Annotated in this window: 9 protein-coding genes and 1 pseudogene; 2 read left to right on the plus strand and 8 right to left on the minus strand. The window is 47.9% G+C overall.

Annotation, left to right across the window (positions count from 1 at the left end; translation table 11 throughout):
- Positions 1 to 11: 11 nt before the first annotated feature.
- Both ACXAFQ_RS03380 and ACXAFQ_RS03385 read left to right on the plus strand, forming a co-directional pair.
- Positions 12 to 1,067: pseudogene (locus ACXAFQ_RS03380) on the plus strand (P1 family peptidase); the annotation flags it as partial.
- Complete coding sequence (locus ACXAFQ_RS03385) at positions 1,047 to 2,267, plus strand: endonuclease/exonuclease/phosphatase family protein (protein WP_474818410.1); 1,221 nt, start codon at positions 1,047 to 1,049, stop codon at positions 2,265 to 2,267. The pseudogene ACXAFQ_RS03380 and the gene ACXAFQ_RS03385, both read left to right, overlap by 21 nt.
- Here ACXAFQ_RS03385 and ACXAFQ_RS03390 read toward each other — a convergent pair.
- The 8 genes from ACXAFQ_RS03390 to ACXAFQ_RS03425 form a co-directional block, all read right to left on the minus strand.
- Positions 2,264 to 2,935, minus strand: a complete 672-nt coding sequence (locus ACXAFQ_RS03390; protein ID WP_474818154.1) for a DUF4097 family beta strand repeat-containing protein — start codon at positions 2,933 to 2,935, stop codon at positions 2,264 to 2,266. The two genes, ACXAFQ_RS03385 and ACXAFQ_RS03390, sit on opposite strands and share 4 nt — an antisense overlap.
- A gap of 206 nt (positions 2,936 to 3,141) precedes the next feature.
- Positions 3,142 to 3,498, minus strand: a complete 357-nt coding sequence (locus ACXAFQ_RS03395; RefSeq protein ID WP_070126755.1) for an outer membrane protein assembly factor BamE — start codon at positions 3,496 to 3,498, stop codon at positions 3,142 to 3,144.
- A 136-nt stretch (positions 3,499 to 3,634) separates the two neighbouring features.
- Positions 3,635 to 5,317 carry a DNA repair protein RecN gene (recN, locus tag ACXAFQ_RS03400; RefSeq protein WP_474818155.1) on the minus strand — a complete coding sequence of 561 codons (1,683 nt, stop codon included), beginning with the start codon at positions 5,315 to 5,317 and terminating at the stop codon, positions 3,635 to 3,637.
- 180 nt (positions 5,318 to 5,497) lie between these two features.
- Positions 5,498 to 6,190 carry an SOS response-associated peptidase family protein gene (locus tag ACXAFQ_RS03405; protein WP_474818156.1) on the minus strand — a complete coding sequence of 231 codons (693 nt, stop codon included), beginning with the start codon at positions 6,188 to 6,190 and terminating at the stop codon, positions 5,498 to 5,500.
- Between the two features lie 82 nt (positions 6,191 to 6,272).
- Positions 6,273 to 7,187 carry a 6-phosphogluconolactonase gene (locus ACXAFQ_RS03410; protein ID WP_474818157.1) on the minus strand — a complete coding sequence of 305 codons (915 nt, stop codon included), beginning with the start codon at positions 7,185 to 7,187 and terminating at the stop codon, positions 6,273 to 6,275.
- A gap of 154 nt (positions 7,188 to 7,341) precedes the next feature.
- Positions 7,342 to 7,785, minus strand: a complete 444-nt coding sequence (locus ACXAFQ_RS03415; RefSeq protein WP_474818158.1) for a DUF3859 domain-containing protein — start codon at positions 7,783 to 7,785, stop codon at positions 7,342 to 7,344.
- 81 nt (positions 7,786 to 7,866) lie between these two features.
- Complete coding sequence (locus ACXAFQ_RS03420) at positions 7,867 to 9,042, minus strand: efflux RND transporter periplasmic adaptor subunit (protein ID WP_474818159.1); 1,176 nt, start codon at positions 9,040 to 9,042, stop codon at positions 7,867 to 7,869.
- On the minus strand, positions 9,039 to 12,227 hold the full coding sequence (locus ACXAFQ_RS03425; RefSeq protein ID WP_474818160.1) for an efflux RND transporter permease subunit: 3,189 nt from the start codon (positions 12,225 to 12,227) through the stop codon (positions 9,039 to 9,041). The genes ACXAFQ_RS03420 and ACXAFQ_RS03425 overlap by 4 nt, the downstream gene beginning before the upstream one ends.
- Between the last annotated feature and the right edge of the window lie 45 nt (positions 12,228 to 12,272).

Raw genomic sequence — 12,272 nt, forward strand, 5'->3', positions numbered from 1 at the left:
ATAAAAACGGCATGAAACTCTTATCTTCCCTGGTCATCTTAACCAGCCTTCTTGTTACTTCCTCCTCGGCCGAACAGGTACGGGCCAGAGATATTGGTCTGAGTCCCGGTGTGCTTAATCCTGGCAAATTGAACAGTATCACAGACGTAACTGGCGTGCGTGTCGGGCAGGTTACCTTGCATAATGGCAAAGATGTTCACACCGGCGTAACGGCAATCATTCCGGCTGTAGGGAATCTTCGGCAGAACAAGGTGCCAGCTGCTGTTCACGTTGGCAACGGTTACGGAAAAATGGCCGGTATTAGCCAGATCCGTGAGTTGGGTGAAATTGAAACGCCTATCGTACTTACCAACACCCTAAGCGTGGCTGAAGGTATCGCGGGGGTAGTGGAATGGACGCTAGCTCAGGCCGGCAATGAAAACGTGGGCTCTGTAAATGCGGTTGTTGGCGAGACCAACGACGGCTTTTTAAATGACATTAGGCGCAGGGTAGTAACAGCCGAGCAGGTTAAACAAGCCATTGAGTCAGCATCTGCAGGTAAGGTTGCAGAGGGTAACGTAGGCGCTGGCAGCGGTACACGTGCTTTTGGTTGGAAGGGCGGAATTGGTACAAGTAGTCGGGTATTGCCCAAGTCTTTGGGCGGTTACAAGGTAGGTGTGTTAGTGCAAAGTAACTTTGGCGGCATTTTGCAGATGCAAGGTGTAGAAGTGGGTCAGGCACTGAATCAATTTTATTTACAGGACAAGCTGAACAACGACACCGCGGCCGATGGGTCTATTATGATTGTGGTTGCCACTGATGCGCCACTTGACGACAGAAACCTTAAGCGCCTGGCAAAGCGAGCCATGGCAGGTGTTGCACGTACAGGAGCCAGTTTAACCAACGGTTCTGGTGACTACGTTATTGCATTTTCTACCGCGAAAGAAAACCGTCGCAGTGAAGCAGCCTCTTCTCACATCAATACGGTGTTAGCTAATAATGCGGTTTCACCCTTATTTGAGGCGGTCATTGAGTCTACAGAAGAGGCCATTTACAACAGTTTATTGATGGCAGAAAATGTTGAAGGCTACCATGGTACGGCTAAAGCATTACCCGTTGATCAAGTGAGAAGTTTATTGAATAGCACCGAAAAAACCGCTGCTGAACCCCGTGATCACACGGTGAGGGTTGCCACGTTTAATGTCAGCATGGAGTCGACCAACTATCCTAAATTGGGCATGGAGCCGGGTCTTAATGTACTGAAAACAGTTTTGGCTGATGGCGACAATCAGCAAGTAAAAAACATTGCTGAAATCATACAGCGAACTGCGCCAGATATTCTGCTTTTAAATGAGTTTGATTACATTGCCGACAAACAGGCTGGCGTTAATGCGTTCATTACGCATTATCTGAACGTCAGTCAACATGGGCAAGCTGCAATCGATTATCCCTATGTGTATCTCGCACCGGTCAATACGGGCGAGCCGTCACCCTTTGATCTCGATCGTGATGGTCACGCCAGTGGTAAAGGGGGAGACGCCTGGGGATTTGGATTATATCCTGGTCAATACGGCATGGTCGTTTTGTCGAAATACCCCATCCTGGATGATCAAGTGCGCAGCCTGCAATTGTTTAAATGGAAAGACATGCCGGGCGCGCAACAGCCCGTTATTCCCGAGAGCGGCGAAACCTGGTATAGCGCTGAAGCGTGGGCCGCGCTGCGCTTGAGTTCAAAGTCGCATTGGGATGTGCCAGTAAATGTAGATGGCAAAATAGTGCACGTTTTGGCGATGCATCCCACGCCGCCAACCTTTGATGGACCCGAGGATCGTAACGGCAAGCGTAATCATGATGAAATTCGATTGATGGCGGATTACCTCACACCAGACGGCGGCGAATATATTTATGATGATAACGGCCATGCTGTGTCGTTGGCTCGAAACAGCCGCTTTGTGCTGGTGGGCGATTTTAATGCAGCAGACAAAGGTGAGAAGTGGCGGCCTGGCGTGATAGAACAATTAACAGAACACCCACTGGTCAATAACGATGTAATACCGCTGAGTCAGGGTGGTGATGAAAGCAGTCCGGAGGCATTCAGTAATCGTTTTACCGCTTATTGGGGAGCACGGGCTGATTATGTGTTGCCGTCGCGTTTCGGCTTTTCAGTGCAAGGCAATGGTGTTTTCTGGCCATCAAAAGAAAGCCCGCTATTCCGTCTGGTTAAAGACAGAGAAGCGAGCTCCGATCATCGGTTGGTTTGGCTTGATGTTACGCTGAATAGTGATTAAGAACGATTGCGGCGGATAACTTTACTTTCCAGAGACTTATCCGCCAATTCCAGCTTCACCGCGCGTTCAAGAATAATATTGCCATCAACTGTGGCGTTTTCTTCAATTATCAAAACTGGCCAATTGCGTTCTGGCGTGCTCCATCCGTCTTCCGATCCCTCAAACACGATATCACCGTAAACGCGGGTGGAACCGACAAGCTTAATGGTGCCGTTGAGCGTGGTTAGATCACCTTTCACTTCTGTATCAGGCAGTGCAATATCGCCATTCACGGTTTCAATATTGCCTTCTACCATGCTGCCCGATGATAAGGTGATTGTGCCATTCACCGTTTCCAGTGAGCCAAATGCATTCAAATTCTCTCCAGCTGTAATATCGCCATTTACCGTTGTTGCGCTGTTAACGGCAACGTTATTATCGAGCACTATCGAGCCATTCACTGTACTCACATCGTTAGCAACAGCAAATTCTTTTAGCCGTACATCACCGTTTACCGAAGAAACATCACCCGCATGACGGCCAGGATCGATAGTGACAGAGCCCATAATACTGCTAACGTCTCCACCATCGTGGTAATCGCCATTGCCGCCGACATTAATAACACAACCTGACAGGGCTAATGCGCCAACAAGAGAAACAGCAAGTAAAGAGGATTTCCGGTTTAGCATTTTATTCTTCCATTTTCGAGGTATACACCGTGGCGACCTATTTTGAGGCAACGGTAAAATTATCTTAACGTACAGAACAATAAGAGCAATTACGGGGCCAACTAGAAAACCACTTTGTAATCAATTGGTTGGGAGTGTATGTGGGAGTGGAGGGAAGAGGGAGTTAGTCCGGAATACTATTTATTAGTGTTCCGGACTAAAAATGCTTATTGATCGAGCGGAGTATTAAAGTCTTCTGACAGTTCGAAGTCACCTTCGGCAGTGGCTAGCTTGTTGTCGTTGAAACTAAGCACAAGTTGCTTCTGGAAATCTTCACCGCGCTTTTCCATGCCACGCTTCATATCATAGACATAGTACCAGGTGCTTTTATTAAATGAGTCTTGTACTACGGGATGCCCGAGTACATAAATAACCTGCTCTTTGGTCATGCCTACACGCAGCTTTTGTACATCTCTTTCATCAAGGAAGTTGCCTTGCGGAACATCAATACGATAGATCCAGTTTGAGCAGGCAGTAGAGAAAAATACAGCGGTTAACAAAATAGCGATTTGATACAACTTCATGCGTTAGCGTGTCCAGTTATGCTTTGATTATAGTGACGGACATTATTTTCCTAACAGGATATGCCCAGGTGCAGGCTATCACAAAATAATGTGCGTCAGCATGCTACCCAATCACCTATGACCAATCAACCGCTTATTAGTTCGATTCGGCACTTTCCAACAGCTCTTTTGCATTTGCTAAGGCAGAATCTGTCACTTTATCGCCTGCGAGCAATCTTGCCAGTTCATCAATACGGTTTTGACGGGTTAATGGCAACATTTGTGTTTCTGTGGTTGTGCCATCGCTGAACTTGGTAACAAACAACTGATTATGGGCCTGCGCGGCAACTTGAGGTAAGTGTGTTACGCACATTACCTGACTCACTTTGCCGAGTTTGCGTAGCAGGCTGCCTACAATCGCCGCCGTCGGCCCGCTGATACCGGTATCTACTTCGTCAAATATCATTGTTGGCGTTGCGTTTTTATCGCTGGTGAGCACTTGTATCGCTAATCCAATTCGAGAAAGCTCACCACCGGAAACCACTTTTTCCAGTTGATCGGCGGGCTGCCCAGCATTGGTTGAAACGCGAATGATTACGTCGTCCAGCCCATGACTTGTGGGCGTTTTGTTCTCATCGTATTCAACGCCTATTTGCATACATGCATGCTGCATATTCATCTGGCGGATTTGACCTTCAATGGCGGTGGCAAGCTTAGCTGCAGCCTTCTGCCGGGAGGCCGATAAGGCTTCACACGCTTTTATATACTGGTTTCTCGCTTCTACAACTTCTTGTTGTAGATCTTCCAACCTACTCTCATCACCTTCCAGTTCAGCAAATTCTGCCGCTAAGTTTTGATGATGTGAAAACAGTTCTTCTGGCATTACTGCATGTTTCCGTGCCAGTTCCATCGCTTTGCTGTATCGAGATTCAACTTGTTGCAGGCGTAAGGGATCTATTTCCAGACCATCACAATAGCCGCGCAATTCTCGAGCGGCTTCCTCCACCTGAATTGAGGCATCGTTGAGCAACGCAATGATGGGGGTAAGTGCGCTGTCATGCTCTTCCAACTCACTGAGTCGATCCAGGCCGTTTTGGATGATAGATAGCGCATTGCCTTCATCATTCTCATACAGGTTATAAAAACTGGTTTGAGCTTGTTCCAAAAGCGTTTGCCCATTGCTTAAACGCTTATGCTCTGTTTCAAGCTCGATAAACTCGCCTTCTTCAATGGCAAACTCATCCAGTTCTTTAACCTGATAAGCCAATAATTGCTGGCGGTCTGCGCGTTGCTGCGCCTGTGTTTCCAGCGCCTTTAGCTCTGCCTGTTTACTCTTCCAGCTACGGTAGTGTTCCGCAACGCTGTTTAATAAGGCTGGGTGTGCGGCATACTGATCCACAAGTTTTCGCTGATAGTCATCTTTAAGCAGCTGTAAATGCGTATTCTGTCCATGAATAGCAATGAGGTACTGACCAAACTGTTTTAATTGCTGAAGTGAAACTGGTGTACCGTTAATGAACGCTTTAGAGCGGCCTTCACGAGAAATAACGCGACGCACGAAGCAACTGTCGTCTTCGTCATCGACTAACTCTTGCTCGTCAAGCCAGGCGAGTGCGGCTTTGTGGCCACTTAAATTGAAGTGGGCGACAATTTCAGCCTTGGTGGCTTCTTTTCTCACCGCACCGGCATCTGCTCGCTCACCTAAACAAAGGCTGAGCGCATCTATCGCAATAGATTTACCCGCACCAGTTTCACCGGTAACGGCCGTCATTCCCGCTTCAAAGTTTACGGACAATTGTTTTACAACAGCGAAGTTTTTAATCGATAAATTGACCAGCATTTTTTCACCGCAGTATGTTTATACAGTATGTGTAAATATATACAGTATTTTGGCGGTGTAAAGTGAAGTTTTTATTGAGGGTGGGAAAGCGCCAGTGGATAGCTGCTTATCCAATTGATTTACTAGCGAATTTAAATGTCAGCAGCAATATGCTCCTAAGCGATATTCCGTTTATATCGGTTATGGAGCGCTAGCGTGTAACCAGATGTCAGGGCCTTTAGCCTCTGCACTTTTGAAGCTTTTCACTGGAGTGACACAAAGATCATCGTAAAGCCGCGGGTTTGCAAGGATCTCATTTACCAAAGGGTCGTTTTGTTCGCCGCTTAGCCAGGCATCGATAACCTGGGGATCTGTTGGCAAAAAGCACGGGATGGACTTTTCGTGGAACTGGCTGAACCCAGGCTGGGGCGGGCGGGTGATCACTGAACAAACAGCGCAGCCATTGTCAAAAATACGGTAAACGGCGCCGATGAGCAGCCCCCGCCGCGCTTTCATCAGGTAATGCGCTTTGCCTTTACCTACCGGATTCGACTCGCCCACAGCCGTAGCGGCAACGATAGCGCGGCGTGATTGTATAGCATGTTTCCAAAATGGACTGTCGAGGTTTCTGGCGTTGAACGTTGTGCGGTCGCCTAATAACAGGCTGTCACCGTAGGGTTTGGCATCGAACCACCAGGTCGCATCAATGCTTGTTTGGGGACTCACGATGAGATTCGAGATTTTTCGTGAAGGATCTTTTCCATAAGCCGGGTAAAAGTTAATCACGTTCTCATTTTCTGCAGCGAAAAGAGGCAAGGTTTCAGTTAAACCTGCCTCAGATAACACTTCCTGCAAACCCGTGGATTTCGGTTCTCGTTGAATAAAGCCGCACATAGCAATCTCCAAATCTATTCAGCGTTTAAGATACGCTGATTGCGGCCCGATGTTTAGTGAAGGTGAAAAATAATCCTCGTGGTTATGCGACAACGTCACTCATAACATCTTGCAGCACAAAGGATTTTTTATTTGAATGCAGACGAATCCACAGGCCGGGATTTGCATCTAACTGTTGTTTTGCCATTTCAATGTCGGTGCTGAGTGGTGAATTCATAACATTAGCATAGGTTTGTATCTTGGCCGGTGCAGTAGACGCATCGACCACTGATTGCACAACCTTTTTTGCCGAGAGAATTGCTGCGGGGCCCAGGGTAAGGATAAAACCAGCCGCGCGACACTCTTGTTCATCGGCCTCACTGATGTTGCTGCCTCCGGCTTTAAACTTGCTGATGTGGTGTTCCAAAATGCTGCTGGAAATGGGAATAAGACCAGCCATATGTTCAGCTTTTGCACCGGAGCCGGGCTTTATATAGGCGAGGTGAGAGGCTGCGTTGTCTTCCGGACCATGACCAATAAAGAAAATATCCAGTCCGCCTAACGATTCGAGTTTATCGAGGTAAGCGGTGAGGCCAGCTTCCAGATTGGTTACATCGGTTTGCATGGGCGTAAAACTGTTAATTTTGGCGAAGAAGTCATCGCCCAGAATACGCTCAAAATCTCTTACAAAGCTCAGACTATTCGCCATGCTCATCGGTGCTAGTGCATCTTGGGTAAACACATTCAATCGCGACAATACAGGATCAAGTTCACGGGTACGCGCCTTTTCACCGAGTAACCGGTGAAACGCTTGCGCACCACGGCCGCCAAGCAACGCGATATTTATTTCTCCGGTTTTTTGAGAAGCGGTGGCAAGCAATTCTTCTAACATGGCTTCTCCCACGGCGGCTTCAGATGGCAGGATGTGAGGCTGAATACCAAAATCGGTAAAATCACCGTTAACGTGGTTGGTGGAAAGCCAAATATTGCCTTGCTGCTCGTCCCGTTTGAATGTCATTGATTACCTCTTTTGATGCTGCATTGATATTTTATTAGATTATCATGCTACCGGTAGCATTTCATTTCGTTATTATGGCTTCTAAATCACTTTCAGTTCTCATCGCTTACAATAATCTCTTGATGCCAACTGCGTAACACAGCAGCGCCGTACTTTAGCGCTTTAACTTAGGTTTCCCGCGCATCCAGAATTGCGCACCGTCGTAGGGTAAATCTTCTTCTACGGTGAAGGTTTTATCAGCAATGATCTTGCCATCCAGTTCCAGTGTCATGCGCCAGTCTCCCACTTTATTTTCCAGTGGCTCCCATAATGTGTCGCCAAGATAGAAATCCCAGTCGTTAGAACGAATGTACTCTTCGCCGTTGAAGGGAGGCATGGGCTCACCGTGTTTATCCGGAATATCGGGATGATAAATACAAAAGCGGACTTTCTGGTTCTTGGCCTTTTTGATATTAACGATGAAACCGAACTCAATATCCAGTTCGAGAGGTACGCTCTGTGTGAAGGTTTTAATTTTAGGAAGCGCTTTGTCGTCGGCATCCCACTTAGTGTGAATGCCGCAGGTCAGCATTTCAATTACCGGTTTGTGCTTAGCCATTTTTAGAAGCCTTCAGTAAAACGGCCTATGATATCGGAAACCGCAGAGCAGATAAAAGTCAGTAGTAAAGAAGCCTGAAATTCAGGCGTTCTTTTTATCATTTTTTTTATCGTCTTTCTTTTTGTCTTTCTGGATACGCACTTCAGTACCGGCCTGGATACCATCAGGTGGACTGGTAATCACGCGCTCATTGCCGGACAAACCCGATTTTATTTCGATCATGGTACCCAAATCACGCGCTAGCTGAACGGGCATTCTGACGATTTTATTATCATCAGAAACGGTTGCCACCGCCAGACCGTCCGCGTCAAAAATGAGCGTATTGGAGGGCAGGGTATACGTGCCGTCAGGTTGTGTAGTGTCCAGTGCAACAGATGCAAAGCTGCCGGGAGCCAGTTTGCTGTCATCATTATCAACCAGGATCTGCATAAGGGCTGTACCACTTTCTTTTTCCACCATACCTGAGTAGGCGGTGACCGCTGACTTTACTTCCTGAGAGGTGCCAGGAACTGAGATAGTTGCCCGGGATCCTACTGAAACCTGATCGAGATAACTTTGCGGCACACGAACATAAACCCGGATTTTATCGGTTTGCGAAATTTCGTATAACCATTCACCACCGCTGTTACCAGCAGTGATTAAATCGCCGACATCAATATTTCTGGCGGTAACTACGCCGCTGAACGGTGCTTTTATATTTGCGTATTGCTGCTGCACTTTAAGATAGTTTAACGACGCACGGCTTGATTCTACAGTGGCAGCCAGAGCATTGTACTCACTGGTTTTCTGATCGGCTTCCTGTACTGAAACAGCGTTAGATTTCACCAATTCCTGCCATCGTTGGGCCGTCGTTTTCGCCAGCGCAGCATCGGCTTCTGCCACATTCAGGTTTGCTTCAGCTCTGGACAGTTCCTGGTCAATATCCGGCGTGTCGAGTTCTGCCAGTACATCGCCTTTTTCTACCTTATCGCCAATGTCTACTAACCAGTTAGCGACATAGCCGTCTACCCTCGCGTAAATGGAGGCGGTTTTGAATGCTTCCAACCGTCCCGGAAGGCGGATTTGTTCCATATTTTCCTGTTTTTCCGGTTTTGTTACCTTGACCGGAAGAACAGCAAGCTGCTCAGTTCGCTCAGCCAGTTTTTCCTGCTGACGGGCCTTAACAAAAAATCCACCGCCTGCGAGGATTACAGCAATAATAACAACAGACACTGCAATCAGGCGGATGCTAATCATACCTAATGGATAAGTTTTCATGAGTCTTCTCCTTGAGACTGCGGTTGTGATGATTTCTCAGTGTTTCTGTGAGCAATGCTGAACAAAGCCGGCACAAAAAAGAGTGTTGCAATAGTGGCGACCAGCAGGCCGCCGATAACTGCACGACCAAGTGGCGCGTTTTGCTCGCCACCCTGACCCAGTGCGAGTGCCATAGGTAACATGCCGATAACGGTTGCGGTCGCCGTCATGATAACCGGGCGCAGACGGGAAACACCGGCCTCTATGGCAGCTTTCAGCGGATCACCGTGCTCTTCCAGTAATTCACGGGCAAAGCTGATAACCAGCACGCTGTTGGATGTGGCAATGCCCATACACATGATCGCACCAGTGAGGGCGGGTACGCTGAAGGTCGTGCCGGAAAGGAACAACATCCAGACTATACCGGCAAGCGCCGCGGGAAGAGCGCCAATGATAACCAGCGGATCACGCCACGACTGAAAATTTATGACGATGAGCAGATAAACCAGCACGATAGCCCCGGCGAGGCCAGCAAACAAGCCGGTATATGCCTGAGTCATGGTCTCTGCCTGTCCGCTCAGCGTCACTGATGAGCCTTTCGGCAGTTGCTTTTTCTGTTTATCAAGAATTTCATTAATATCTTTAACAACTGAACCCAGATCCCGTTCCGCAACAGCGGCATATATCTGAATTACTGGTTGTATGTTGGTTTTCGTCACCACGCCGTTTGTGGGGGCGCGTTTGAACTGTGCGAGTCCACCAAGTACCAGGGAGTCTTCACTATTTTCTGCATCCACCGGCAAATTTTTTAAATCGGTCAGTGAATCAAGGCGGTACTGCGGCGTCTGTAACACAATAGGGTAGGTATTACCGCTGGATGGCTCCAGCCAGAAAGACGGTGCAACCTGCGACGAACCGGCCAGGTTGACCACCATAGAGTTGGTAATATCCTGTTGCGTCACGTTGGTAAACAGTGCCTGGGTGCGGTCTACGTTTACTTTTATCGAAGGCGCGTTGGGTGTTTGCTGAACGCGCACATCGTTTAGTCCCGGGATACGACGAATTTGTGGCAGTAGGGTGTTGGCATAGGCAAAGTTTTTATCAATGTCGTAGCCGCTTATCTGGATATTCACCGGAGCCGGTGAGCCAAAATTCAGGATCTGACTGACAATATCACCGGGCAGAAATGAGAAGGTAACATCTGGAAACAGCGATGGCAGGGTAGCTCTCAGTTCTTTGACGTATTCAGCGCTTGGCGCATGGCCTTCAGCCAGAGCAATCTGCAGATCACCATCCTGGGTACCGATAGTGCCATTGTTACTATAAATATTATTGATGCTTGAATCATAAGTACCAAGGTTCTGCACTGCGACATCTAGCTCCTTAGCTGGCACAATGTTGCGCACAGCATCCTCTATTTCGGCAAAACGTGCCGCGGTTTCTTCCACCCGGGTACCTGCCGGTAATCTGGCATGCAAGAGAATTTGCCCACCATCCACCTTCGGGAAAAAGTCTTGTCCCACGAAAGGGAGCAGTCCGAAAGAGAGTAAAACCAGTACAGAGAAACCAATTACAAATAATCGTATTTTCTCCAGACAGCGAGTAAGGAGTGATTGATAACCGTTTTTAAGCTTTTCGAAACCACTTTCAAATCGTGACTGAAGTTTGCCCAGAAACCCTTTTGATTGCTTTTGAGATTTGCCATCCGATGCGTTGTTTGTTTCCTGTCTTTTAAGTAGCAGGCTCGCCATGGTCGGTACCAGAGTAAACGCAAGCAAAAAAGCAAACAGCATGGCCAGGATCACTGCCTGAGCAAGGGGAACGAACAGATATCTGGGCAAACCTTCTAGTAAATACATAGGAATGAAAACAACGCAGATACATAGTAACGACACAAAGGTTGGTACAATAATCTGCTTACTGCCAGTGCTGATTGCTTCCTTAACGGCTACTCCTTTCTTAAGCTGCACATCAATATTTTCGATGGTTACCGTGGCCAGGTCGACAAGAATACCGACCGCCAGCGCCAGCCCACCCAATGTCATGATATTCATTGAATTACCAAGCAAAGAGAGACCGAACACCGCGCCGAGTATTGAAAGCGGGATGGTGGTGGCAACAATCAGCGTGGGACGCCAGCTGCCGAGAAACAACAGAATCATAAGGCCGGTCAGGCAGGCAGCGATTACCCCGCCTGTAACCACGCCATTCACTGCACCGCGAACAAATCCTGACTGGTCAGCAAGGTATTTTACCTCGAGGCCGTCAGGCAACTGAGGCCGAATTTCTTCTATTTTAGCCTTAATACCTTCAACCAGCGCGAGTGTAGAAGTACTTCCGCGCTTATATACACTCAGTAATACCGAACGCTTGCCATCTACATTCACAATATTGGTTTGTACAGCACTGCCGTCCCGCACCGTGGCGACATCACGTAAATAGACGACGGTATTATCCTCTTTCGTGATGGGAATATCTGAAAAGTCCTCCACGGCTTCCGGTGAGTTATTCAAGTCAATAATGTATTCTGTTTCGCCAATTTTCTGTGTACCAGCCGGGATCACCAGATTTTGCTCAGCCAGTGCGTTTGCAACATCCTGGCCGGTAAGCTGCCGGGCCTGAAGCGCCTGAGGGTCAAGATCAATCTGAATTTGTCTTACCTTGCCTCCGAAAGGGTAGGGAATGGCCGCACCCTGAACGGTCACTAACTGCGAACGCAGGCGGGTTTTCGCAAGGTCTGACAACTGTTGTTCTGAAAGGCCTTCACCACTTAACGCGAGCTGAATAACCGGGACTGTGGTAGCAGTGTAATTCAGGATAAGTGGAGGCTTGGTACCATCCGGCATATCGGAAAGTTTTGACTGGGCGACACTGGTGACCTGCGCGTTTGCAAGATTTATATCAGCGGTGGGGTAAAAGAAAATTTTTACTATGCCGTAGCCGTTGTAAGAATTCGATTCAATGCGTTCTATATCATTAACAGTCGCTGTGAGTGCCCTTTCGAAGGGGGTCATTATGCGGCCTGCCATTTCATCAGGTTGCAGGCCTTTATAATCCCAAGCTACTGCAACAACCGGAATTTCCACTTCGGGAAAAATGTCTACAGGCGTTCTGAAAATGGAAAGCACACCGAGAATAAGAAGAATGAGTGCCATGACAATAAAGGTATAAGGGCGACTCAGGGCAATTTTGATGAGCGAAAACATCGCTGGCTCCGAATATAGGGTATGTGTTGCCTACGGAGTGAATCG

The sequence above is a fragment of the Alteromonas sp. ABH2_165 genome (assembly GCF_056159945.1).